The organism is Hominimerdicola alba (assembly GCF_900109655.1).
GTDB lineage: Bacteria > Bacillota > Clostridia > Oscillospirales > Ruminococcaceae > Hominimerdicola > Hominimerdicola alba_B.
This window is the reverse complement of the sequence record NZ_FOAT01000002.1, coordinates 233,810-259,554: the sequence shown is the minus strand read 5'-3', so window position 1 is coordinate 259,554 and position 25,745 is coordinate 233,810. Positions and strand designations below refer to the sequence as shown.

At 45.8% G+C, this 25,745-nt stretch carries 25 protein-coding genes and 2 tRNA genes; 17 read left to right on the top strand and 10 right to left on the bottom strand.

Features of this window, described 5'->3' with window-relative positions; genetic code table 11:
- The first annotated feature begins 49 nt into the window (after nt 1-49).
- From BMY75_RS03365 to BMY75_RS03330, 8 genes are all read left to right on the top strand, one after another.
- Entirely contained in the window at nt 50-781 is a 732-nt protein-coding gene (locus tag BMY75_RS03365; protein WP_074829684.1) for a CPBP family intramembrane glutamic endopeptidase, read from the top strand.
- A 57-nt stretch (nt 782-838) separates the two neighbouring features.
- On the top strand, nt 839-1,090 hold the full coding sequence (locus BMY75_RS03360) for a hypothetical protein (protein ID WP_074829681.1): 252 nt from the start codon (nt 839-841) through the stop codon (nt 1,088-1,090).
- Between the two features lie 29 nt (nt 1,091-1,119).
- Nucleotides 1,120-1,812, top strand: a complete 693-nt coding sequence (locus tag BMY75_RS03355) for a flavodoxin family protein (RefSeq protein ID WP_074829677.1) — start codon at nt 1,120-1,122, stop codon at nt 1,810-1,812.
- A 106-nt stretch (nt 1,813-1,918) separates the two neighbouring features.
- A complete protein-coding gene (locus BMY75_RS03350) occupies nt 1,919-2,209 on the top strand; it encodes a PspC domain-containing protein (protein WP_074829674.1) in 291 nt (96 codons plus the stop codon).
- Nucleotides 2,210-2,451: 242 nt separating this feature from the next.
- The gene (locus BMY75_RS03345; RefSeq protein WP_074829670.1) at nt 2,452-2,634 is read left to right on the top strand and encodes a PspC domain-containing protein; all 183 of its coding nucleotides are present in this window, start codon (nt 2,452-2,454) and stop codon (nt 2,632-2,634) included.
- Between the two features lie 233 nt (nt 2,635-2,867).
- Nucleotides 2,868-4,301 carry a LicD family protein gene (locus tag BMY75_RS03340; RefSeq protein ID WP_074829668.1) on the top strand — a complete coding sequence of 478 codons (1,434 nt, stop codon included), beginning with the start codon at nt 2,868-2,870 and terminating at the stop codon, nt 4,299-4,301.
- Between the two features lie 25 nt (nt 4,302-4,326).
- On the top strand, nt 4,327-5,601 hold the full coding sequence (locus BMY75_RS03335; RefSeq protein WP_074829664.1) for a CDP-glycerol glycerophosphotransferase family protein: 1,275 nt from the start codon (nt 4,327-4,329) through the stop codon (nt 5,599-5,601).
- 16 nt (nt 5,602-5,617) lie between these two features.
- Nucleotides 5,618-6,370, top strand: coding sequence for an IspD/TarI family cytidylyltransferase (locus BMY75_RS03330; RefSeq protein WP_024858431.1), 753 nt, complete (start codon nt 5,618-5,620; stop codon nt 6,368-6,370).
- Nucleotides 6,371-6,609: 239 nt separating this feature from the next.
- On the opposite strand, the gene BMY75_RS03325 is transcribed toward BMY75_RS03330, so the two are convergent.
- From BMY75_RS03325 to BMY75_RS03315, 3 genes are read right to left on the bottom strand one after another with little or no spacing between them, the layout of a single operon-like run.
- A complete protein-coding gene (locus tag BMY75_RS03325; RefSeq protein WP_074829662.1) occupies nt 6,610-7,821 on the bottom strand; it encodes a DHHW family protein in 1,212 nt (403 codons plus the stop codon).
- Between the two features lie 2 nt (nt 7,822-7,823).
- The gene (locus BMY75_RS03320) at nt 7,824-8,369 is read right to left on the bottom strand and encodes an NUDIX domain-containing protein (protein WP_074829659.1); all 546 of its coding nucleotides are present in this window, start codon (nt 8,367-8,369) and stop codon (nt 7,824-7,826) included.
- Nucleotides 8,370-8,383: 14 nt separating this feature from the next.
- Entirely contained in the window at nt 8,384-10,813 is a 2,430-nt protein-coding gene (locus tag BMY75_RS03315; protein ID WP_074829654.1) for a YfhO family protein, read from the bottom strand.
- 298 nt (nt 10,814-11,111) lie between these two features.
- On the opposite strand from BMY75_RS03315, the gene BMY75_RS03310 reads away from it, so the two are divergent.
- From BMY75_RS03310 to BMY75_RS03300, 3 genes are all read left to right on the top strand, one after another.
- Complete coding sequence (locus BMY75_RS03310) at nt 11,112-11,786, top strand: hypothetical protein (RefSeq protein WP_207646255.1); 675 nt, start codon at nt 11,112-11,114, stop codon at nt 11,784-11,786.
- Between the two features lie 281 nt (nt 11,787-12,067).
- A complete protein-coding gene (locus BMY75_RS03305; protein WP_074829647.1) occupies nt 12,068-12,643 on the top strand; it encodes a sigma-70 family RNA polymerase sigma factor in 576 nt (191 codons plus the stop codon).
- Nucleotides 12,644-12,737: 94 nt separating this feature from the next.
- Entirely contained in the window at nt 12,738-13,019 is a 282-nt protein-coding gene (locus BMY75_RS03300) for a zinc-ribbon domain containing protein (protein WP_074829644.1), read from the top strand.
- A 113-nt stretch (nt 13,020-13,132) separates the two neighbouring features.
- On the opposite strand, the gene alr is transcribed toward BMY75_RS03300, so the two are convergent.
- Nucleotides 13,133-14,254: an alanine racemase gene (gene alr / locus BMY75_RS03295; protein WP_074829641.1), complete on the bottom strand. Its 1,122-nt coding sequence runs from the start codon at nt 14,252-14,254 to the stop codon at nt 13,133-13,135.
- 102 nt (nt 14,255-14,356) lie between these two features.
- Complete coding sequence (gene mscL, locus BMY75_RS03290) at nt 14,357-14,833, bottom strand: large conductance mechanosensitive channel protein MscL (protein ID WP_074829638.1); 477 nt, start codon at nt 14,831-14,833, stop codon at nt 14,357-14,359.
- Nucleotides 14,834-15,118: 285 nt separating this feature from the next.
- On the opposite strand from mscL, the gene BMY75_RS03285 reads away from it, so the two are divergent.
- The 6 genes from BMY75_RS03285 to tsaA all read left to right on the top strand — a co-directional run bounded on the left by BMY75_RS03285 (nt 15,119) and on the right by tsaA (nt 19,396).
- A tRNA-Gln gene (locus BMY75_RS03285) sits at nt 15,119-15,190 on the top strand.
- 6 nt (nt 15,191-15,196) lie between these two features.
- Nucleotides 15,197-15,269: transfer RNA gene (locus tag BMY75_RS03280), tRNA-Gln, on the top strand.
- Nucleotides 15,270-15,788: 519 nt separating this feature from the next.
- Entirely contained in the window at nt 15,789-16,604 is an 816-nt protein-coding gene (locus tag BMY75_RS03275; RefSeq protein ID WP_242940152.1) for a hypothetical protein, read from the top strand.
- A gap of 117 nt (nt 16,605-16,721) precedes the next feature.
- Nucleotides 16,722-17,255: a hypothetical protein gene (locus tag BMY75_RS03270; protein ID WP_074829634.1), complete on the top strand. Its 534-nt coding sequence runs from the start codon at nt 16,722-16,724 to the stop codon at nt 17,253-17,255.
- 373 nt (nt 17,256-17,628) lie between these two features.
- A complete protein-coding gene (gene aroF, locus BMY75_RS03265) occupies nt 17,629-18,651 on the top strand; it encodes a 3-deoxy-7-phosphoheptulonate synthase (RefSeq protein WP_074829630.1) in 1,023 nt (340 codons plus the stop codon).
- 73 nt (nt 18,652-18,724) lie between these two features.
- A complete protein-coding gene (gene tsaA, locus BMY75_RS03260) occupies nt 18,725-19,396 on the top strand; it encodes a tRNA (N6-threonylcarbamoyladenosine(37)-N6)-methyltransferase TrmO (protein WP_074829627.1) in 672 nt (223 codons plus the stop codon).
- Between the two features lie 144 nt (nt 19,397-19,540).
- On the opposite strand, the gene BMY75_RS03255 is transcribed toward tsaA, so the two are convergent.
- The 5 genes from BMY75_RS03255 to BMY75_RS03235 all read right to left on the bottom strand — a co-directional run bounded on the left by BMY75_RS03255 (nt 19,541) and on the right by BMY75_RS03235 (nt 25,277).
- The gene (locus BMY75_RS03255) at nt 19,541-21,727 is read right to left on the bottom strand and encodes a stage V sporulation T C-terminal domain-containing protein (RefSeq protein ID WP_074829624.1); all 2,187 of its coding nucleotides are present in this window, start codon (nt 21,725-21,727) and stop codon (nt 19,541-19,543) included.
- 303 nt (nt 21,728-22,030) lie between these two features.
- Entirely contained in the window at nt 22,031-22,246 is a 216-nt protein-coding gene (locus BMY75_RS03250; protein WP_074829620.1) for a hypothetical protein, read from the bottom strand.
- A 273-nt stretch (nt 22,247-22,519) separates the two neighbouring features.
- Nucleotides 22,520-23,095, bottom strand: coding sequence for a hypothetical protein (locus BMY75_RS03245; protein WP_074829618.1), 576 nt, complete (start codon nt 23,093-23,095; stop codon nt 22,520-22,522).
- A gap of 113 nt (nt 23,096-23,208) precedes the next feature.
- On the bottom strand, nt 23,209-24,963 hold the full coding sequence (locus tag BMY75_RS03240; protein ID WP_074829615.1) for a relaxase/mobilization nuclease domain-containing protein: 1,755 nt from the start codon (nt 24,961-24,963) through the stop codon (nt 23,209-23,211).
- Nucleotides 24,912-25,277 (bottom strand): plasmid mobilization protein, encoded by a 366-nt coding sequence (locus tag BMY75_RS03235; RefSeq protein ID WP_074829610.1) that lies wholly within the window; start codon nt 25,275-25,277, stop codon nt 24,912-24,914. The genes BMY75_RS03240 and BMY75_RS03235 overlap by 52 nt, the downstream gene beginning before the upstream one ends.
- Nucleotides 25,278-25,745: the final 468 nt, after the last annotated feature.

Below are 25,745 nucleotides of genomic sequence, written 5' to 3'. Positions count from 1 at the left end.
ATCAGAAAACATAAACCAAACGTCAGCTAGAATAAACGGAGATAATGATATGAGCAATGAATTGAAAAGAGAGCGCGTCTGGAAAAGAGGACGCACAACAAGCTCGGCACGTTTGGCAAAACAGCGCGAAAACGATCTGATAAGCCTTACGCTGGGCTTTATGGGAAGTCTTGTGGGCGTGTGGATGGTGAGATACTTCACCGCTAATTTTATAAACGGTATGCCCATTGCACTTCGGGCAACACTGCTTTTCGTCCTTTACTGGGCGGCCGCAGTGATACCGATAATATTTATCCGTCAGGATAAAATGAGTGCCGCCGACCTGGGATTTGAAAAGAAAAGTCTGGCAAAGCAGATACTTATTGGCATAGGTCTTGGGCTTGGCACATCACTGGTGCTGACTGGCATACCCGTACTTGCAGGCTTCGGAGAATATGTGAACAACGGCAAAGACTATACCGAATCATGGCAGTTCATCTACGATTTCGCCTACTGCATACTTGCCGTGGGCGCCGCAGAGGAACTTGTGTTCCGCGGCTTCGTTTTCAGCAAACTGAAAAACCTTTTCGGCAAAGAGATATACGCCGTCATAGGTTCGTCCCTGCTGTTCGGGATATTCCATATCTTTACAGGCAATATCATACAGATGTTAATAACAGCAGTTATAGGCTTCATCTTCTGCCTGTACAGAACAAAGATAAAGGACTGCACGCTGCTATCGCTGATACTTTGCCACGGCATATATGACGCTATGATAACCGTATGGGCACTGCACGGATAAAAAAACAGAAAAACCGTCAACCCTCAATGTGAAGAAAAGAGAAAAGGAAACAACAAAATGAAAAGAACATTTAAAATAACAGGATCAATATTACTCGTTCTGATGATGCCGGTCATCATCGTAACAGCGATGATAGCAGGAGATACCGGCACAGACCTTTCAGAGAATGACAGCATCACCGCTGATATCGAAAGCGTGAACGACAACGAACACCCGCTGATATCCGTTTCGGGCTTCGGAACTTCATTACAGGCATCGGTATCACGCAGCCGACTGACCATAACCACACATATCCCCGCAGAAAAATAACTTTATTTAATGACCATAAGGGGTGCATCATGAAAACAGTCATCATACACGGACAAAGCCATAAAGGTTCTACCTACAATATAGCACATATGCTGGGCGAAAAAATAGGCGGCGAACTCACCGAGTTTTTCCTGCCTAGGGATTTCAGCGAATTCTGCACAGGCTGTACCCGCTGTTTTCTCGAACACGAAAGCAAATGCCCCCACTATTCCAAACTCGCACCCATAACCAAAGCCATTGATGAAGCCGATGTGGTGATACTGGCAAGCCCTGTATACGTCTACCACGCAACAGGCGCCATGAAAGCATTTCTAGACCACTACGGCTACCGCTGGATGGTACATTCCCCCGACGGCAGAATGTTCACCAAACAGGGCGTGTGCATATCCACCGCCGCAGGGGCAGGCATGGGGCGTACAAACAAGGATATGGGCGACAGCCTGTTCTTCTGGGGGATAGGTAAGATATACAAATACGGCGTTGGCGTAATGGCTACCGACTGGGACAGCGTATCCCCCAAAAAGCGCGCCGCCATCGCCCGAAAGACCACCACTATGGCAAATTCCATAAGATCACGTGCGGGTCATGTGACACCATCACTAAAAACAAAAGCCGTGTTCTTCGGTATGCATCTTCTCCAGAGAAAAGGCATAAACGAACGCGATAAAAAACACTGGCAGGAACAGGGCTGGACAGGAAGCAAACGCCCATGGAAGACCTGAACCGAAATTTAAAGACTATTTAATAATTTTAAAGGTATAATAAGTATACAGATAAATGACACAAAACGAAAAAACTATTTGCAGACGACCGAAAGGAGATAACATTATGAACGGAAAAAAGCTTTACAGAGTAAGAAACGATTCCATGATAGCAGGAATATGCACAGGTCTTGGTGCATATCTCGACCTTGACCCCAATATCATCAGGATAATATGCGTAGCAGGCTGCTGCATAGGCGGACTTCCCATAATACTGTATATACTGGCAGCCATATTCCTCCCCGAGGTACCCGATGCCGCTATGGCAAGGGGACAGGCACCGAGTCAGAACTACTCTCCCGTAGTTGATATCCCACCTGAGAATATCAATAATACAAATGATAAAGATATCATCTGACGGTATTGACAAACCGCGTAAACAATAGTATAATTTCAGTGAAATATAATATACTTATTCTCATGACACACCTGACTTAACATCGTTTAAAGGAATATAATGAGAGTTTGGCGGTTATCTTTCCCCCGCCGTTGGCGGGGGAAAGATAACGTCAGCATAATATATCCCTGTCGAACCGACATTTTAAGTGGTGCGGTAAAGAGATAATCAGAAAACATAATACACCGAAAGGAGTATCTACTATGGAAAAGAAACTTTACAGGATAAGAAACGGTTCCATGCTGGCTGGCGTATGCACAGGTATTGCAGCATATTTCAATGTTGATGTTAACATCGTAAGACTGGGCGCAGTTATCCTTGCGTGCATGGGCGGTGTAGGTATCATACCTTATATCGTGGCCGCTATAATCCTTCCCGAAGGCTAAAAAGATCACCTTTTACCATAATGCAGTATCGGACGTTCCTGCCCCGCGCAGAGAACGTCCGTGCTTTTTACATGAGGAATCAGCATAAATTTGTTCCGATTAAGCATGTATAGTTGTTAATATCGCTAAAACTTTGCTTTGCGGGACTTTACTCGCTTTACAACTCAGGTGAATGGTGCTATAATATATGGGTATATTTTAGGCAATACCGCCTTGATACTGGAGGTGCAGCTATGCTGTCCGAAAACGTGCTTAATGATTATACCGATGACTGGGTGCAGCGCTGTGCAAAATCAGACTGTATCCGCTTTGATATACTCCAACGCCGCGGCATAATGCTTTTCTGTGATGATAAACAGATAAAACAGACCTTTGAAAATATATTTGAAAAAAAGGACGTGTACTGCACGGATGTCCCTCTTTCGGGGAACGAAGAAGTGCTGTGCTGTCGCTTTTCTTTTTGTCGGGGAGTAGTTCCCAAAGGCGAATACTCTCCCCATATAATGATCACCGATATCCCCGAAGAAGCCGAAAAATACAGGGATACCTGTGCTGTCCTCTATACGGGCAGGATTTTCGGTGCAGGCTTTGAACACAGCCGCGCCCCGCGTGAAAACAGCGCAACTGTGATACACGATATCTTCGCTGCCGCACTGTTCATGGCATCACGGAAAAATCTCCGCAACGGTGTTTACTACTGCGGATTCGGCGGCTGTAATATCAAGGCAAAGTCCCTTGTCTCAGGCGGATATAACCCCCTGCTTACCTACGAGGACAGCCTGTTCATGCTGGAATACTCAAAAAAATACGAGGATAAGATCTTCTGTTTTGATAATACCTACGGCGGAAAACTCTCTCTCCTGCATGAATCGCTTTTCCTGTGCCTTGAAGAATTCGACAGGATATGCCGCAAAAACGGTATAAAATATTATCTGGGCGGAGGTACTCTCTTAGGTGCAGTACGCCATAGTGGTATGATACCCTGGGACGATGATATGGACGTTATGATGCTGAGAGATGACTACAAACGCTTCCTCGCAGTGGTGGAAAGCGAGATAAACAGCGATGAATTCTTCTTCCAGTCCTCAGAAACCGACAGCGAATACCACAGCATATTCACCAAGATAAGGCTTAACGGCACCGAGTTCAAAACAAGGTTCTCGTCCCGCTTCGGCAGTATGCATCAGGGTATTTTCATAGATATCTTCGTACACGATAAAACAGCGGATATAAAAGCTTTGCAAAAGCTTCATGTCTTCCTCACCCTTTTCGTGAGGTCAATGGTCTTCCATAAATGGGAGGGCACACCCATGCACTTCTACGGAAAACTGAAGCTGCTGTGCAGGCTGACTACCATGTTCATCAAGCATACCGATATCCGCACCCTTGAAAAAATACAGGAACGCACAGTCACATTTTTCGACAGATTCCCCACTCATAGTCTCTATGACGGCACAGGTGAGCATCTGCGCCACGGGGCATTCCCCGCAAAATGGCTGGGCAGACCTAAACATCTCCGATTCGGAGACCGCGAATATCCTGTACCGTCAAACTATGACAAGTATCTGGAATATTCCTACGGTGACTATATGAAGCTTATACCCGCCAGCCTGCGCAAAGTAGGTCATGACGTGGTCAGTGTAAATTTTGGAAAATACGGGGAATGACCCCGCACAAACGGAGGAAATTTGAATGAGTGAGTATAAAGTAAAAGGCAAGCTGGGTCAGATACAGCGCCGTGCCGCAGAAAAATCTTTCTTCAAGTTCACTTTCATGCGCGCAAGACAGAAGACCGACCTGCTAATATCCTATCTGATGAAAAAATATATATCCTACAGCACAAGGGATAAGGTGGAGAAGAATAAGATAGTGTTCATGCACTATAATAATGTATATGAATGCAACCCCAAGTATATCTGCGATGAGATAATCAGACAGGGTCTGAAATACGATATCGTGTTCGTTACCACCAAAAAGATAATGGACAGCCTGCCCCTGCCTTTCCCCCCCGAGGTAAGAGTAGTGAGAAGAAATTCTCTCGAACATCTCTACGAGATGGCTACCGCAAGGGTATGGGTTGATAACGCAGTAAACTTTCCCTGGAACTATGTTCCCAAAAAGGGCAACCAGATTTATATAAATACATGGCACGGTTCTATGGGTCTCAAAAAGATAGACCCCGATGCAGTATCCGATAACCACTGGAGAAAATGTGCCGAGACAGCGGGTCATATAACCAATTTCATGATATCCAATTCTTCCTTTGAAACAATGGTATACCGTACCACTTACTGGAAGAGCAAAAGGGTCAGGGTACTTGAATACGGTCACCCCAGAAACGATGTACTTTTCTGTTCCGATGAAGAAAAGAAAGCTATCAAGGCTAAGGTATGCGATTTCTTCGATATCGAGGAAGACTGCAACCTCATTCTCTACGCGCCCACTTTCCGTGATGCAAGAAACCTCGATTGCTACGATATCGACTATAACAGGATACTCAATGCCGCAACAAAACGCTTCGGCGGCAACTGGAAGATAATCAACAGATACCACTTCAAGGTGGCAAACAAGCTGGCAAATGTCAAGGCTGTAAGGAACAATCCCGATATACTCCAGGGCAACCTCTACCCCGATATCCAGGAACTTATGGCTGCCTGCGATATGGGTATCACCGATTACTCCAGCTGGATATGCGATTTCGTACTCACAGGCAGACCCGGCTTCATCTATGCCAACGACCTCAAATCATACGATAAGGAAAGAGGATTCTACTATCCCCTGGATTCCACACCTTTCCCCATCGCCGAGAACAATGACCAGATGGAAGCTAATATACTGGCATTTGATGATAAGAAATACGATGCTGACGTTAAGCAGTTCCTTGCCGACAGAGGAAGCAAGGAAGACGGCAAGGCAGCCGAGCGCGTAGTCGGACTTATCAAAAAGTATATGACCGAAAGCAAGTAACGGGAGGAATAATATAATGAACATAGCAGTAATTTTCGCAGGCGGAAGCGGAGTAAGAATGGGCGCAGGCATACCCAAGCAGTTCCTTGAGATAAACGGCAAGCCCATCATCGTCCACACACTGGAACTCTTCGAGAACCATAACGATATCGACAAGATATATATCGTAATGCTCAAAGACTATATCCCCTACATGAACAAGCTGGTGAAGAAATTCGCCATAAGCAAGGTGTGCGGCATAGTCGAGGGCGGCGAGACAGGTCAGGATTCTATCTATAACGGTCTGAAAAAAGCCCAGAGCGAGAACCCCGATGATTCCATCGTTCTTATCCACGACGGTGTACGTCCCTGGGTAAGCTACGATACCATCTGCAACAATATCGAGGGTGTAAAGCAGAACGGCAACGCCATCACCTGCACCCCCTGCTTTGAGACTATCCTCATGAGCACCACAGGCAAGACAGTAGAAACTGTCCCCTACCGTAAGGATACCTACGCAGCGCAGGCTCCTCAGAGCTTCTATCTTGGTGAGATAATCGCTGACCACGACAAGGTAAGAGCCACCGAGAACCGCTATGATAATCTTGTTGACTCCTGCACCCTTATCAAGAGCATAGGCAAGGAAGCCCACATGGTAGAGGGCAACCGTGGAAACATCAAGGTAACGACCCCCGAAGATGTCTATATGTACCGCGCACTTATCCAGTACCGCGAGAACGAGCAGGCATTCGGCATAGGTTCTACACCTGATATACTGAAGCAGAAATAATAGAAGCCATCTGCGTAAGGTGCAAAACCAAAATGCATAGCGAATAATAAGAGGACAGCGAACTCCCGACCAAATATGCGCGGCAATAACAAAAAATACGAGCGTGGACAATTGAACAGTCCACGCTCTTGATTTTTTATTGCCGCGCCATTTTGATAGTACGGATTTGTTCGCTTTTTTATTTATAGCACTCTTGCCGCGTGCTTTCTTCCTTGGCAATTTCCACTTATTTGCTTCTTCTATTCCAGATACCCGAAATTGCTATCAGTATTTACAAAGTCAATATTATATACGCATATCACTCGGTCGATATCATGACTTTTTACGTACTCGGATACTGTCTCTTCCTCGAAATGATAGTATCTCAGGTCGATCATGCTTATGTGATCAAACTGGTTACAAAGTTCGGGCAGAACAGCATTTGCGTAGCTGTCTTTCAGCAGGAGCACTTTTTCATCCGAGGGGGCGCTTGTTTCTATCTCGCAAAGAGCGAAATTACCGCCCATTATAGATGCGTATTTATCCTTAGTGGATTCGGGGGCTTTTACGAAAAGTCCCTGTTTGGTTGGTACGCCGTCAACTTCTGTACATTCCGCTGGTACAGCGTGGTCGCCGCCACGAGACACATACTTCACGGTAATATCGTTGCCCTCATATGTCACCTGTTCGATAGTATCGCTTTTTGCCCAGGAAGACGGTGCTTTTGAGTAGAGAGTACCGTAGAATCCCGTGAGTTCGCGGGTGTTTTTTTCAAAACTGTTTACTGCGGGCAGACCCATGGTCTGTCTCAGTACGGAATATCCCAGTTCTGCGCCAAGAGCAGTCCAGTGATGGTCGGTGCGGTAGTAACAATTCCCACCCTCAGATCTCAGTGCTTCCTCGGGGTAAGCCAAGGTTATGCGGTCTGAGAGTGTCTCGCGGATATGCTCGGCTGTGGCGTGCTGGTCTTCGCACTTATTCACCGATGGCAGCTTATCTTTCAGCACGCAGGAAGCGTTGGGCACCAGCAGGAATGTCACGGGGATATCGCTGTCAAGGCTTTCTGCGAATGAATTCAGGGACGAAATATTCATATCTACCCTTGCGGTATCCTCATGATAATCCTGTATATAGTAGCCATCCTCGGCGAGATACACGCCGTTGAGGAAACTTTTGCCAAGAACGGTATCTGCTGATGTCTTCAGGGTGACAAGCTCGTCTTTCAGGAAGATCTGGTCGGACATATAGTTTTCGATATCCTTGGTGAAGTCCCCTTTTTTCAGCCTTTCGGCGGTGAATTCTGGCACCTGCTGAAGAGAGCGGTTCTCCATCTCGGAGAATTTCCTGTCGGGGCTGATTATACCCGCTGAAGTCATACCAAAGACCAGTATCAGGAACACCGCCGCCGTTATGATATGACCGTTGTGGGGAAGAGTTTTGTTTTTAGCCTTTTTCTTAGTTTTCTTACTCATTATCAGACCTCACTGCCGTGGAGTTTCATATAAGCTTTAAGTACCGCCATCTGTGTTTTGGCATCAGGGAGCCGGTTCTCCATCACCATGCGGAAAGCTTCTTTCAGCGGTACTTTTTTGATATCGAGGAACTCGCCGTCGTCAAGGTGCTGTTCGCCGAAGTGGAGACCTCTCGCCAGGAACATATAGATTATCTCTGTATCATAAGCAACTGTGGGATAGATACAGCCCAGATATTCAAAGCTGTCAGCGGTGGCGCCAACTTCTTCTTTGAGCTCGCGCCTGCCGCATTCTTCGGGATCTTCCCCGAATTCCAGCTTGCCTGCGGGAACTTCTGTCAGAACTTTTCCGAAGGGATAGCGGAACTGCTCAACCATATAAAGCTGTTCGTTTTCATCGATGGCAGCCACACATACTCCGCCGGGGTGCTTTACGAACTCACGTACTCCCCTGCTGCCGTCTTCAAACTCTATCTCATCACGGAAAAGCTTGACAACAACGCCGTCAAATATCTGTTCCGAGGAAAGTTCTTTTTCCTTCTGATACATAAGTACCTCCCAAATCACTCAGCGCTAACTTCTGCTGTTTTCTTTTCTACCTTATCGTCCTTGTCGAAGAACTTGCGGTAAACGAGATATCCTGCAAGTGCCACGAAGCCGAATATTGTCAGGGCGATGCCCTTTTTCTGACCGTCTGCGGAATAGCTGAACACTATCTCGCTGTCGCCTGCGGGTACAAGTACCGCCATCATGCCGTAGTTTACTTTCTCTACCTTGACATCTTCGCCGTTTACCTTAGCAGACCAGCCCTTCTCGTAGGGTACGCTGAAATATACCAGCTTAGGCTCTTCCAGCTTTATCTTGCCTGTGAAACCGTTGGTATCGTGGCGGAAATAGTAGCAGCTCTCCGCTTTTCTTTCAGCGCAGTTATTGATATAGTTGTGGTATGTGAGTTCGTCATCAGTGAACTCGTAAGGCTTGATATAATCGGAATATACCGCAGCCTGATTGCCTTCAAGGACAAGGGCTTTGGTGAGCATTATAGTCTTTTCAAGCTTATTCTGATCCTTTATGGCTTCATCGTCGGTATAGTAATCAAAGGCAAAGCCCATGGGGATATAGTTCTCGTTCTCATAGATATTGAAACCGTTCATGGTATCGATATATTTGAAGCCCAGAAGCTTTGGAACGGTCTCGGACTTGGGATTCTCATTCTCACCGCTTCTCTGCTTATCGGTGAGTTCATCGAAGTAATATCTTACGGAATTCAGTGATCTGAGGGGGTAGTACTCTGGTTCCATACGGGTAGCAACGTCTCTCTGCTGACCGATCTCAGCATAGAAATCCATGATAGCGGGATCAACACAGCTGTGGAAGCATCTCATGGAAGAAAGATCCCAGAACATACACCAGTTATCAACACTGTCGGAAGTATCAATACGGTAGAAATCGCTGTCCTCGCCGCCGTATGCAAATTCGGAATCCAGCTTTGCGGTGTCGATATTCTTTCCGCCGTTTATGGCTCTTTCGATATAATCGGCATTATCGTTGCCCTGCTTTACACCGTACCATACTTCGGAGGAATTGCATACCACGCAGGCAACGGCTGTCATGCCCACTGCCACTGTTGTGAATCTCTTTCCGCGGGGGATAAAGTATATCAGCGCACATAGCGCAAATATCATACCAATGGTAACTCCTACCTGGATATAGTAGAGTTCGGGGTACTGTGCCAGCTGACCGTAAACTATCTCCTTGCCTTTGTACTTGGGGAGAAGTCCCACTGACAGGAAGCCTATGCCTGCGATAGCTGTGGGCAGGAATCCCTTTTTCAGCTGGTCGGGGTCTTCTTCCAGCACCTTTGCGGTCATAAGCGCGAATAACAGTATGGGGTGATAGTACCATCTTGCATAGTAAGATGAATTGAACAGCATGAAAGCGGAGTTGAGTATTGGCACGCAAGCCATGATGACGAAAACTATCACAGACCAGCCCAGCCAGTCGCGCTTTTTGCGGGTACGCATATAGGCGATTACACCGCACATTGAGAACAGGGGCAGATATCCTGCCAGTGATGCCCATCTTGCGCTGTCAACATCGAAGATGTTAACGCGGGCGGGCATATCTGAGAGTGTGAAAAATGCCTGGAATATTCTGGCGATACGTGCCTTATCGTTATAAAGGATAAAGTCAAGACCTACCATGCGCTCGTTTACACGGTAGTTGTTCATAACCATCAGTACCGAGGGCAGAAGTATGATGCAGGACATCGCAAGTCCGATAACGGCTTCAACACCGAGGTAGATGAACTTTTTGAAATCTATCTTGAAGTCCTTTTCGATACATCTGAGGAAGAAATATATGACCGTGAATACCACCGCGCTGACAAAGAAGAAGTAGCTGATAGTAGCGGTGATGGCTACCGCGATGGCGAATGCGCCCTTTTTGTTTTCCTGCACCAGAAGCTCAAAGGCCAGTAACAGCAGTGGGAAAAATGCAGTCGCATCGTGGAAGTGGTTGAAGAATATATTGTATGTCTGGAAGCCCGAAAAAGCGTAGAGCAGTCCGCCGATAACAGCGCAGTCCTTATTGGTGATGAATCTGCGGAGGTAGGCATAGGCACACATACCCGCAACGCCTGTTTTTATGGCGAGTAACCAGGGCATAAGATATACCGTCGCGCCCACGGGGAACAGGGTAGTCAACCAGAAAAACGGCGAGCCCAGCAGGTAGAACGAATAGGTGCTGACAAATCCCGAACCGAGGTCGGTGCCCCAGTCCCAGCCGAGGTTGCCCTCCTTGACCATCTGCTGTGCGTGCTTGTAGAACATCAGCTGCTGCGAGTTGAAATCGCCGTAGTACATAAATATGCCGTGATTGCGTATCATGGCAGGCAGGAAGCCTATCATCATGCCCACAAAGGCTAGTATGAAGAGCAGAAGATATTTTTCTCTCCCCTTGCCCTCGGGCGGACTTAGTTTGCTTTTGAACATCTGAGAATTTTCCTTTCCTTTATATATTTAATATAATTAACGTATCGCATACAGATTTTATTATATCACAACCGTGGTCTGTTTGCAATAGTTTTTTTACCAAAACTTAGGGGCGGAAAGGGGCGTATATAGGCAAAAAATGCACCCGTGCCATAATTGCCGAAATTTATTATGCGGCTGCTTTTTTTAAGTATATAATCACGAATCGTTTCGGGAATGATTGACATTGATAATAGGGCATGATATAATAAGTCAGTTTGTAAGATATATACAAATTATGCTGTACAAATTTGACATAATGAGCAGAAAGGAAATCAATATGAAACTCAGATATATGGCTGTTACACTTACAGCTCTCATGATGATGTGCGCATCAGCTTGCGCAAATTCGGAAAAGACTGACAAACCCGAAAAAGCAGAAAAGGCAGAAAGCACAGCATCTTCTACCGCCGAAATGCAAAGCACCGCAAGTACGGTATCCATGCCTGACCCTGTGCCTGTACCCGAGGGCGGGTGGACAGACGAAACCATCAAAGATGTTATTTACATCAACGGCAAAAATCTGGAACTGCCATGCACAGAAGATGATCTTGGTGATGGGTTTGAGATTGTGCCTGATGAAGAGTCTGACAAAAGATTAAAAGAAAAAGGCAGTACAACATATGAACTCAACTACTGCGGTTATAATGTCGGGCAAGTCGCTAAAGAGGAATCCAACAAGATTAGTTCCATTTATTTTGAAGCTTGTGAATCCGAAACCTCACATAATGTTAGGGAAGATTACCCTGATATCCCATTCAGTATCAATGGAGTAACTATAGGTACACCATTTTCTGATGTCAAAGAGATAATGGGTGAAGATTTCTCGGATAAAGGAGAGTCTGGTTTAATTAGTTTTCGTACTGAGCATTTCTGGATAGTTATGCATAATATAGATGATAAGATATCTACTATCAAAGTATTTTATCATTAAAAATATGTTCTCAACACTTGTACAGCAAGCGCGCATGACCCGCTAAAATCCAACAGCAAACCAAAAAGTCTGCCGAAAAAGCAGACTTTTTTTGATAATTGTCATTTTTTCTGTGGTGTATATTGCCAATATTTTTGTGTGAAATATGTACGTTGTTACAAAAAATTCAAAAACAAAAAATAATTTAATTCATTCTCTTGACTTATTGTGTAGAAAATGTTATGATATGTTTACGTTGGAATGTACCACAGTATAAGGCGGTTCGCAGGTGTATAGCAGTCATGTTTAAGGATTACGAAAAGTTTAGCGATGAAGAGCTTGCAAAGCTCTCGGGCAGTGACAAGGCTGCGCTGAGTGCGCTTTTATACAGGTATATGGGCACAGCCGAGCGTATCGCTGTGGGTCTTGCACCACGGGCAGGCCGTGAACAGATCATCAAAGATCTGGTGCAGGAGGGCATGATGTCGCTGCTGCGCGCGGTGAACAGCTATCGCCCTGACAGAGGGGCTGGGTTTGCTGCGTATGCGGGGGTCTGCATAAGGCACAGTATGCTTTCATATATTATGAAAGACAGCAGATACAGCGGCGAGGAAAGAATATCCACCGAGGAGATCGAAGAGGATATCAGCGGCAGTGACGAAGATATCCCCGAAAACGCTGTTATCGCCAAAGCCGAGCATGACGTGCTCTATGATCGCATAGCAGATGAGCTTTCCGAGCGCGAATGGCAGGTGCTGCAGCTTTTTCTGGCGGGACATTCTTACAGACAGATAGCTGACAAGCTAAGTATCAGCGAGAAATCTGTCAACAACACCATGCAGAGGGTCAGAAAAAAACTGCGTGGGATATTCAGATAACGCTGCGCTGCTCACGGTGAGCGGACACGATCGTGACGGTGCGAATCCGTCGGCAGCGGGACAATTACTATTTTTAAGATCGAGGTAAGAGAAAATGTACGAGGACAAGACATTAGTTTGCAAAGATTGCGGCAAAGAGTTCATCTTTACTGCCGGTGAGCAGGAGTTCTATGCTGAGAAAGGCTTCACCAATGAGCCCCAGAGATGCAAGGCTTGCAGAGATGCAAGAAAGCAGGCAGGCAGAGCTGAAAGACAGACCTACACAGCTGTATGTGCAGCTTGCGGCGGCGAGGCTACTATCCCCTTCAAGCCCCGTGAGGACAGACCTGTTTACTGCAGCGAGTGCTTTGCAAAGATGAAAGAGGAAAAGTTCTGATTTAACTGATAATGTTAATTTCGGGTCATTCCCGTGAAAGCGCTGCCGATGGGCGGCGCTTTTTTGTGCATAAAAAAGCCACCGTAGAGCAAGTCTTCTCGGTGGCTTAGTGTTTATCCGTTAACAGGGATACGCGGCACACGCGAAGTTATGTCGCAGGTGACTTCGTATCCGATAGTGCCTGTCAGGGCGGCGATGGTATCAGCATTTATCTCGGAGTTCATAAGTATAACTTCGTCACCGACTGTCACATCCGGGATATCCGTAACGTCGCACATGAACTGGTCCATGCAGACTCTGCCGCAGATACGGCATTTTTTGCCGCGGATAATGACTTCGCCCTTGTTTGACAGGGCTCTGGGATAGCCGTCGGCATATCCCGCAGTGACGGTAGCAAGCTTTATGCGCTTATCGCTGACGAAAGTTCTGCCGTAGCTGACCGCTGTGCCCTCGTCTATCCATTTCACCTGAGAGACCACAGCTTTCAGGGTCATGACAGGCTTGGGCTCAAAAGGTAAGGGCTTGGCAGGGTCGGGGTAAAGACCGTAGAGGATTATGCCCAGTCGCGCCAGGGTACTTCCCTCTCCGTAGCCGTAAGCGCCGCCTGCGGAATTTTTGATGTGAGCGTGTTTCAGGTGTACGCCTTTGGCTTCAAGAAGCTCTTTCACGCGGAAGAATCTCTCCGACTGCATACGGGTGTACTCCTCGTCAGAATCGTGTACGCCGTCAGCGGAAGAAAAGTGGGTGAATATGCCTTCGAGGGCGATATTTGGCAGTTTTGAGATCTCTGCCAGTTCATCTGCCTGTTCTTCAGCCGTACCGTGTACTCCTATGCGGGTCATGCCTGTGTCTACCGCACCATGCAACCGCACAGTTTCACTTGCGCCCGCACTGAGTGCCTGAGCGTAGGAAAGCTCGGTACAAGCCTGTATTATATCGTATGAAGCAAGCTCGTGGGCGAATTCGGGGGGAGTATAGCCGAGGATGAGGATATCGCCCTTAATGCCCATGTCTCTCAGGCGTATGCCCTCGATGATATTGGATACGGCGAAATACTTCACGCCGAAATTCTTTTGCAGATATGGCACTATAAGGTCGTCGCCGTGACCGTAGCATGAGGCTTTGACCACGCACATAAGCTCGGTATCCTCGGGGAGAAGTTTTTTATATTCGGTAAGATTATAGCCCACTGCCGAAAGATCTGTCTCAGCCCAGCAGCGCTTCAAAAAATTCATGTACAAGACTTCCTTTTTAAATGTGATATTATGATTATACTCCCTCACGGAGATTTTGTCAACAAAAAAGCTGCCCCTAAGGACAGCTTTTGAAAACAGAAATTATTCCTTGGCAGCGTCAGCCTTTGCAGCTTCGATCTTTGCGAGAGCTTCGGGAGTTGCACCTGCGGTCAGAAGATCGCGGATCTCTGTCAGCAGCTTCTCCTCAGCAGAAGGCTCAGCAGGAGCTTCCTCCTCTTCCTCTTTCTTCTTGCCTATCGTCAGAGCCTTGTTGACAGCCTTGAGCAGGATAAAGAGAATAAGCGCGATGATAAGGAAGTTCACAACAGAGGAAATAAATGCACCGTAGTTGAACTCAACACCGCGCACAGCCCATTTACCGGCTGAAACGATAACATTGCCGTTCTCGTCGGTCTTCGCGCCGCCTGTGATAAGTCCGATAAGGGGGTTGATGAAGTTGTCGGTCAGTGATGTCACGATAGTGCTGAAAGCACCACCGATAATGACACCGATCGCCATGTCCATAACATTGCCCTTGAGAGCGAACTCCTTGAATTCTGTCATAAATTTCTTAAACATACTTCTACACGTCCTTTCAAAAATTTTATCTGATATTATAATAGCACATCAAAGTCTTGAAGTCAAGTCGAAATCAGCTAAATATTTTTATATTTCAAAAGATTTTTCAGAAATAACGGCGAAAATGTCTGAGAAGATCTGCTCTCTTTATAATAGTATACGTGTTACGAAAAAGAAATTAGATTGTAAACAATTTGTGAAACCACTTGCAATTTTCGAAAAGGTGTGCTATAATAATTAAGCTGTCAGGGACAAGACAGCAAAGATGATCGAATATCGATATACTGGGGTATAGCCAAGCGGTAAGGCAACGGACTTTGACTCCGTCATTCGATGGTTCGAATCCATCTATCCCAACTATACTGGGGCGTCGCCAAGCGGTAAGGCAACGGACTCTGACTCCGTCACTCCGAAGGTTCGAATCCTTCCGCCCCAATTTAGTTCCCTCACTCAGACGGGTGAGGGAATTTTTATTGTAACTGTCTGTATTATTCATCAGTGCAGCTGGCATCAGAAGCAGAAAGTCAATTATTGCTATCGGGCAGGATCTAATATAAAGATTTGACCAAATTTTTTAGAAATTTATAGTGATTATACTAAAAAATATAAACCCAGATGGTAAATATTATTGTTAAATTGCTATTGACATATAATGCAAAGTGTGATATAATGTGGACAAATCCGAACAGGAGACGTTCTGTTTGGCTTATAATGCCGTTGTAAATACTATTGAAGCAGCTGCTGAAAAAACTTGTATGAGCCAAAGTTAATACAATGTTAACAAAATGTTCAACAATAGTATCTATATCTGTATTATAATTAAAAATACCGAGTTAATTATATAGCCATACTTTGTTCCCGCGGGACAGGCTTTGTTTCTGTGTGGCGGCTTTCATGGAATGGATATTGATTAAACAATAAAAAATTAAATTATTAATTTTGGGAGGAATTTTTTATGATGAACAAAAAGTTATTTGCAATTCTCGCATCTGCAGCTATGATGGCTAGCTTCGCACCTTCTGTATTCGCAGAGGCAAACGACGCTCCTGAGTCTGCTGCTCCTGCAACTGAGTCTGCTGTTGAGCCCACAGATTCTACCGCACCCGTATCTAACGCTAACATGACCCTGACAGTTTCTGCTCCTAAGAGCGCAGCTGCTGGCGAGAAGGTTGGCTACGATGTATACCTCACCAGCGACGTTCACGTTGAGAGCGTTCTGTTCAACTTCGTTGTTGAAGGCGCTGAGGTTGTTGATTTCGTATTTGATGGTGCTACTACTGCAGAGCTCGGTTTCTCTGATGTAGACTGGAATCCTACTGCTAGCCCTGAATTCGTAGAGCAGGGTGGCGCTGATAATCAGGTATATCTCTCTTCTATGGATTTCAACAATACTTCTATCCCTAACAATTCCAAGCTGGGTACTCTGTACGTTAAGGCTGGCAACGTTGGCGATACCATCAAGGTTAGCACTATCAACGGTTTAGGTAACTATGACTACGGTGAGGAAGTTGCTATCGGTGATACAGCTGCTTCTGATGTAACTGTTACTGAGGAGGCTCCTGAGTCTACTCCTGATTCTGCTACTAGCGAGTCTGCTTCTACCAGCGAGTCTGCTTCTACCAGCGAGTCTTCCAAGGCTACAACCAACACTTCTTCCAAGGCTACTAACGGCACAACTTCCAACACCAACACTGGTGCTGCTTCCACCGCTGCTGTAGCTCTGGCTGCATCTGCTGCTGCTCTGGTAGTTATCTCTAAGAAGAGAAAGTAATTTAAGCGACTACAAGTCAATTAAATAGCAATCATTACGGCAGAGTCTTATGGCTCTGCCGTTTTTTTGTTGACTTATGCGTAGAATTGGTGTATAATCGTATTGGGAGGTGCAAAGATGAGATACAGGATATTTTGCCTGCTGACGGCTATTGCAGTGATATTCACAGTGGCGGGCTGCGGCAGGGCTAATGATAAAAAAGATGAATCCCTATACGATCTGATAATCGAGGACAGCAGTTTCTCTGAGATTGTTGAGAAAACAAAAGATAGTCTTGCACAGGTCGAAAATTCAGCCGAAAGCGAGGAAACGGAAGAATCCTCTGCTGCTGTAACAGAAGCCGTAGTCAATGAAGAAAGCATCAGCGAGGACGGCGAATACACTGAGTACTGGTTCAGGACGAAGAAACAGCGTGACCAGCACTACGAAAAGCACGGCATCGATATGGGTTTTGCCAGTGCTGACGAATACCGCAAGGCGGCTTCGGACGTTGTGAACGACCCCACTGCCCTCCACAAGACCGAGAAAGAGGACGGCGACGATGTATACTATATTGAAGATACCAACGAATTTGTCATAGTTTCAAAGGACGGATATCTGCGGACGTACTTCAAACCCGACAAGGGAAAAGCCTATTATGACAGGCAATAATATTAACAAATTGTAAATATCCCTTTCCTGTTATTGACATTCTCAGGACAATGACGTATAATATGCATATGATTTTGAAAGTGAGCGTGCATCACGCTCACGATATTTACACGAAAGGTTGACCCGTAATGACTCTTATCACCATATTCGCAGTCTTTACATACTTCTTTAGCTTTAGCCGATTTTTTGGCGAGAAGCTTATTTGTCGTGGTATGAAAGCTATGCGGACGGGTGTACAGCAGTGTATGGGCTGACAATATATCCCTTTTAGGTCACAGACCGTGCTTTCGTATTACGAAGCACGGTTTTTTTGATGCAGTTTTTCAGACAATAAATTCAAGAAATTTCAAGTATTTTACAGGAGGAATCGAAAATGGTTATCGTATTAAAGGACAGCGCCAACAAAAAGCAGATCGAGGAGCTCATGGAGTGGCTGACCAAGTTCAATGTTAAGTCGAATCTGGTGGAGGGCGTACACTCGAAGATCATCGGACTTATCGGCGATACCACCGCTGTGGATATCGAATCGGTGCAGGCTAAGGAGATCGTCGAGGTAGTAAAGCGAGTTCAGGAGCCTTACAAGAACGCAAACAGGCGTTTCCACCCACTCGACACTGTGATAGATGTCCGCGGACGTAAACTGGGCGGTGATCGTTTGCAGGTCATCGCTGGTCCCTGCTCTGTGGAGACTGAGGAGCAGACCATCAAGACCGCTATCGCCGTTAAGGAAGCAGGCGCTACCATGCTGAGGGGCGGTGCTTTCAAGCCCAGAACTTCGCCTTATGCTTTCCAGGGTCTTGGCAAGGAGGGCATCGATATCCTGAAAAAAGCCCGCGCCGAGACAGGTCTGCCTATAGTTACTGAGATAATGGATGTCAGCGATATCGACCTTTTCGACGATGTTGATATCATTCAGGTGGGTGCCAGAAATTCCCAGAATTTCACTCTACTGAAAGCTCTGGGCAGGCTGAACAAGCCGATACTACTGAAAAGAGGACTTTCGGGAACTTTGCAGGAACTGCTGATGTCGGCTGAGTACATCATGAGCGAGGGCAACAGTCAGGTAATTCTCTGCGAGCGCGGCATACGCACCTATGAGACCGCCACCCGCAACACCCTCGATCTTGCAAGCGTACCTCTGCTGAAACAGAAGACACATCTGCCTGTTACTGTTGACCCAAGCCATGCGACAGGTATCGCTTCACTGGTAGAGCCCTGTTCTCTCGGCGCGGTGGCAATGGGCTGTCACGCACTGGAAATAGAGGTACACATCGACCCCGAACACGCATGGAGCGACGGTGCGCAGTCCTTGACCCCCGAAAAGTTCAAAGCGGTAATGGAAAAGATTCGCGCTATGGCTGAATTCTGCGGAAGACCTGTTGATGACTGCGAATAAGTCAGCGGATTGACGAAAATCCCGCGGTGTGGTATAATTAAGGTTAGAAAATCGGCTTACAGGAGGACTTCACATGGAGATAATCGCAAGGATACACACCGACCTGCCCACGAAATTCGGGTTGCCGCGGCAAAGCGGACTGGTTGAGGAACTGGAAGGTCTGGTAGTGTTTGAGCCGAAATACCGAGAACCCGAAGCACTTCGGGGGATAGAGGGATTCTCGCACCTGTGGCTGATATGGGAATTTTCCGAGGCAAAGCGTGACAGCTGGTCGCCTACGGTACGTCCGCCGAGATTGGGGGGAAACAAGCGAATGGGCGTATTTGCTACACGATCACCTTTCCGCCCGAACCCCATCGGACTTTCATGCGTGAAACTTCTCGGAGTTGAAAAAACAGCGGACAGCGGACTTGCCCTGAGGGTGGGCGGTGCTGATCTGATGGACGGCACGCCGATACTGGACATCAAGCCTTATCTCCCTCTTGCCGACTGCCGCCCCGAAGCCACAGGCGGATTTGCGGCTGAAAAGGCAGGGTATTCGGTGGAAGTGGACTTCCCCGCCGAGCTTCTGGAGAAAGTTCCCGAAGACAAGCGGACGGCGCTGAAAGCTCTGCTGGCGCAGGATCCTCGCCCTGCATATCAGGACGATCCCGAGAGGGTATACGGTTTCGGCTATGCGGGAATGGAAGTTCGGTTCAAGGTATCCGAGGGTCGGCTGGAAGTTGTGGAAGTTGAGAAAGCCTGAAAACTTCGATATAAAAATCACCCCGAAGCGGTTCAAAATCGCCTCGGGGGATTTTATTGTCAACAAAGCGCCATAGTATTTCCGACGAATAAAGCCGAGATACTATGGCGCGTTTTTTCAACATTGTTATGCCGATGATGTTGATTACTGTTCGATCTGTTTGCCAAGGAACATTGCGGCGGCTTTGCAAAGCATAGCTTGATCATCGGTGACATGGCTATTGTCCTTGCCACCGAGGAAAGCTACTGCACCTGTGATATCACCCCCTGAGATTATGGGCGCAACTGCCAGTGCATGGGTATTCACGCCCTCAACTGGATGAAATTCCTCCGAGCCGCTGCGGTACTCATATCCCCGTCGGGATTCCAGCATATCCTCCAGCGCCTGAGAAAGTCTGCGCTGGGAGTACTCATTTTTCGGCACCCCCGAAACTGCCACAACATGGTCTTTATCAAAGATGACAGCGGGCGCACCGCCCAATTTAGATATGACCTCAGCCGCCTGCAGCGCGCCATCGGAAAGCTCATTTATCGGGGAGTATTTTTTGAAGATGACCTCGCCGTCGGGGTTGGTATAGATCTCTAGGGGGTCAGCGTCACTGATAAGGTGGACATTAAGATCATCGCCCTTTCTATGGGGAATATGGGCGATTAGTGACGATATATCGGTTATCCTAATGTCACGCTTAAAATTTGCGTCTGCTCCCTCTATTACTACTTCGGGCATAAGCTCTTCGGGTATGCCGTTCCTGAGAAGTGAATCGATGTCGGATTTGAGTTTAATATCTATGTGATCGTTAAAAACATCTATCCTGTCAACGATGAAGTCAACATCGATCTTTGAGAGCTTTTCTTTGTTCAGTATCGAATCAAATACTTCCATGACCGTCCGTGCGGTGCGGTTCATATGGATTATTGAATTATGCTTTTCCGATGCTATCTCGATCTGGTTTCTTAAGCCTTCGATCTGCCTGGTAAGATCTCCCACCTGCTCCTGATATACTTCTTCGAGCATATCCTCCTGCTCGGGGTGTTTGGCTATATCCTTGGCGTGCTGACGAGTAAGGAATTTCAGTTCCAGCTTTGCGTCTTCCATTCTATCCATCAGAGCTTTCACCACATCTTTGCTGGAAGTAGTTTCCTCCTGCTCTCTGTCAATGGACTGCTGGAAGCCCAACAAAACATCTTCGGAAGTCTCTTTCATTTTGCGGATGAATGATTTTAGCATTTCGTCCAGCATATCAACTCTGGTGTGATGTGAGGTACAGCCCTTTCGCCCCATTCTGTGATAAGTTCCACAGGTATATGCCTGCGGGATATCGGGACGGCTCATGGCATACATCTGACTGCCGCAGTCACCGCAGAAGATATGTCCCGTGTAAACATTGTCATACTTTCTTACACCGTGATAGCCGTTATTGGAACGCTCCTTTATCTGCTCCTGTACTAGCACAAATGTGCGGTAATCGATGATAGCTTCGTGATTGTTCTCCATAACGATATGGTCTGTCTCCTGCAATTTAACATCATCACCGTTAATTTTCTTGCGGCGGTACTTGCGCTGACGAAGTGTGCCGATATAGAAATCGTTGGTAAGTATCGTACTGATAGTAATGATGCTCCAAACTTCCTTGGAACGAACAACATACTCCTCGCCCTCGGCTTCCTTGCGCATTTCCTCGACCTTTCTGGGAGTGGGTATCTTCTGCTCAGTAAGATAGTTGGCTATCTTCTTGTATCCCCAGCCTTTCAGATACAGATCATATATCTTTTTGACGATCTCAGCAGATGGCTCATCGACCTTGAACTTCATCGACTTGGTATTGGTCATAACATATCCATAGGGCACGGCACATATCCACTTGCCCTCTTTCTGGCGGTTGTTTATTACCGCCCTCACCTTTTTCGAGGTATCGGTTACTGGCATTTCATTCACGAGGAAGCGAAACTGTATTGCCATCCACTCATCCGAAGTCGGGAAGTCGATACCGTCACCTATAGAGATTATGCGTATTCCTGCATCGCGCATATCTTCCAGTTCGCAGAGTCCCCTGCTGGTACGTCTTGAAAATCTGGAAAAATCCTTGACGATCATGATGTCATATTCGTGGTCAAACAGCTTCTTACGAAGTATCTGATAATTCTCACGCTGCTCGAATGTATAGCCCGAACGGTCACGATCTGCATAGAAATCAAGCTGTGCCTTCGGAAACGTTCTGTTCACATAGTCGGTGATGAGTGCTTTCTGATTTTCAATAGAGGTGTTGTCCCTATCAATTTCCTCATCAACGGAAATTCGGCAGTAACCCGCTATTTTCAGCATCTCTTTCATAAGAAAAACTCCTTTCTTACAATGTTATTAGCATTAAATATGAATTGTTGTTCACTATTGTAACATACACAAAAGCATTTGTCAAGCCGGCTTAAAGCTCATCCCTTCATTTTTTGGGACTTATGCTTACAAAATCAGTTTAGCACTTTAAAGCGCGAATGTCAATATTTTCAGTGAAGATAATTCTTGCAACTTCGGAATATTTACTCTTCATTATAATTTTATTAATATTAATCCGGACTTTCATGGGTTTTACAGCAAAGAAGTCTGCCATATAAAGGCAGACTTCTTCGACTGAATTTGCTAACTGTAAATGGTTTTTAAATTCGTAAGCAGCAGATTTTCTGTTATTGGATAAGGATCCTCGCTCCCCGACAGAAAAAAAGCGACCCTGCACTTTTTCTTCTTCACCCTCGCAAGAAGCCTCTCCGTTAGTTCTTCACGATCATACATCTGCTGTTCTTCATTTGTGAGCCACACTTCGATGTAGCCACGCTCCTGTTTGTTGTATATCTCCAATAAAAAAGTCCCCCTTATGCTCTGTAAATATCTTTGCCTGCGCGGGTAAACTTATTCATTGTCAGTTTTTTGTTCTTCTCAAATGTTTCCTTTCATAATTGAGGACGAGGCTGACCTGATACACTTATGACGGTCATGTACTTGCGAACACAGCGTAAGGCGAAAACGTTGTGACGATCAGCTCGTCCATATACTAATTGCTTACTATAATACTATTATAATGGAATATTCAATTGTAAAGCTGTTTAGCACGGATATCATGCAGCAATAAATTTATGTTTCCGGATCCTCTGTTATAATATCCTCAGGCTTACTGTCAAGTTCCACTGGATCGGTCAGATACTCTTCAGTATCGTCCTCACTTACCGATGCCGCAGATCCCTCAGCGGTAAAATCTTCATTTTCGTTATCGTCCGAATCTTCTTCCTCAGCTTTCTTTGCTTTTTCAGCGTTGCTCTTAGCCTTGCTCAGATTGTTTACAAGCTTAACGTGCTTTCCACGCAGTTCTTCAAGACGAGCAGCTTCCTCGGCTTCAATTTCCTTTACACGCTGTTCTTCCCGAGCCATAAGCTCAAAAATAATATCCTCGTTGAATTTCGAATTCATTATTTTTCCAACAGCATCTTCCAGCTCATCTGGCGTGATGTTGACCCCTACGAACTGCACCATAGCCTTCCATAATGTATCCTTTAACACACCAATGCGTTGTTCCTCTCGCTTTTTAAGCACCGCAACCGCTTCATCATACTTCGCATGGATGTCGCTCATGCTGTAGTCGTCAAGCTCGATCTTCCAAGCGTTAAAATCGCGTCTGTTCTTCCATTCTTTAGTCGTTATCTTTCTTGGCATATAGTTTCCTTTCGTAATTCATAGTTGTAGTTTTGTTGTCGAATCGCTGTCCCAATGCTGAATTTGGAACAGCGGATATTAGTGCATATTGATCATCTCCTGTATTATGTAACTTACCGCCTGTTATTTTTCTTTGGCGGAGTTTTCTTATGCTCGGACGTTTTTCTTTCAGGCGGATAGATGTCTATACTGCGAATCACTTCTATAAGATCATCATAGTCCCGACTTCTGCGCAAGAATGATGCTCGCTTGGAAATATCCTTTACACTCGCTGCCGATGATCTCATTCTTACGGACAGCCTGCGAGCTTTTTCTATCGAATCGATCTTGTCAATACGTATGACTGCAAGCGCCTTTATGACTTTCTCCCTTTCGTAAGGTTCGACATTCATCAATCTCAGATTTTTGATCTTCTCCATCAGCTTTTTCTCCATTACTGTCATTGGACTGCTTATACCACTTTCAAGCTCTGACAAAATCTCCTTCCTCTGCTTGACTATCATATTGCTCCATTCTTCAGACGTTGTTCTGTCCTTGGCTTCACGAACAAGTTTAGAAATATGATCTACACCACTGTTGAGAAGATAGTATTCGTCAACTATCTCCTTGTACTTGCGAATCTCTCCCACAGCAGACGATAACTGATAGTTCAGTTCTGCAAGTTCGGATTTGTGCTGTTCAAGCTGTTCAGTAAGAACAAAAGAATCCTCTTTCTTCCGGAAACCGTGTTCTTTTATAACTGCAACAGAAACTTTGTCCTCGTCCTTTTTCGGAAAGGTCCTCTGCATAAAACTCATATCATCGAAATAACGGATAGACGCTTGTATCTCAGTTTCCAGTGTTCCGATCTTATCTTTCAGTTCCTGTATCTGTTGTAGAATAGAAGAATACTTTTTCTCGGTAGCAATCAGCTTGCTTTCGGCTTCGGTTATAGTTGTGATCTTTTCCTGCCCGAGTATTTCATACAGCCTCATATATTTTCCACAGGTACGATTGAGCGCAGACGTGTTCTTATATGCACCCGCCTTGATCTTGATACCGTTGGAGATATTATAGAACGAAGTAACAAAAACTTCAAAGGCTTTCTTCTTGTGTTCGGCGATACGCTTTTCAATCCGCTGGGAAGTATAGTTATCACCCAGCGTTTTCAGCCGAACATTCCTCTGCTGTCCCGGAGCTTTTACGCAAATGTATTTACCGTCCTTGAAAGTGAATCCATCTTGCTCCATGCGATTTCTGAGGTCATCAAAACTGTCGGCAACCGTTATCAGTTTGTCAATGCGCTCTCTTATCTGCTGTTTCCATGACGTTCCATGTTTTAGATTTTTCCATTCGTGATAACCGCTGATTATCGGCTGACGGACATAGTTCTCCCTGTCAAAAGGTTCGATACCGTACCTCTGGCAGATTTCATCGGAAAGCTTCTTTATCTTTTTCAGTGATGCCTTATCTGAACTGAAATGCCTGCCTTTCAGATCATAGACATTTATTTCGATATGATTGTGTATAGTCCCTGTATCGTCATGTGTTGCGATAACTGCCTGCACATCTTCGCCAAACATCTCACGAACTAAGTCCAGACCAATCTTCTGCGCGGTTTCAATACTGATATTATCCTTCGGGTCGAATGACTGGATATAGTGTATCAGCTTCACCCGCGCTTTTCCCTTTTTAGGCATCGGCTCATTGAACTTTCGATTGGAGTAGTATTCGTAAATCTGCTTCATGTCCTCGTAAGCATTGCGAGCATCGGGCATACAGTTCACCGACACGATATTCAGACCACCCTGCGTTTTCTTAGGGTCGCAGATATATCTCAGACTGCGGTTCGGCGTAGTGTGGATATTTTTCGTTTTAATAAAAGGCAAAGGCGTGCGTACTCCTCTCGCATTCGTTCGTAGTCCTCGGCATAGATGTTGTTGACAGCATTTGCTTTCCGAGCCAGCTGATTGATATTCGTACCTATCTTGGAAAGCTCACGGGTCAGTTCTGCAAAACCGAAAATCGCCTGCGGTGCATAATCGCAACTTAGTGCCATCTTCACTATGTACTTGGTAGTAGACAGATTCATGCTCGCGGCTTTCGATTTTACGATATCCCACTCATCGTCCTTGAACAAAACTTCCTTTCTCTGACCTTTGCGCTTGTACTTCTTTTTCGACTTTTGTACCTGATCTTTCAATAAGCATTCCTCCTTTGATCATCGAGGTTTGGGTACTCCCAACGAGCCGCTGTTCGCAGGCTGACGGAAGTCAGTATGCGCCGTCCGAACATAGTCGGGCGGAACAGCGTGATTTTGTACGTACAAAATCTATGGCTCGCTAGTAATAGCCATTATTTACCATCTAAACAAATTATCCATTATTTTACAGTTAGCCCGTATGGGCTGATAATATTACATTGGTATCCTCCCCTTGCTGCCGAAGGTACAAAATCATGAAAATGTACCTGTCGAGGCTGGTTCATAATAAGCAGATAAAGGTACAAAAACGGATTTTTGTTCCCGTGTTATTGATCTGATGTATCAGAAAACACATATCTTTTTACAAGTGCGCGCTTTTCTTGCTTAAAGATATAGTCATGTACTATCAAAAATCCGATCAGAAAAATCGCACCTTTGTTCCTATCCGCAAGTAATATAATACCAGAA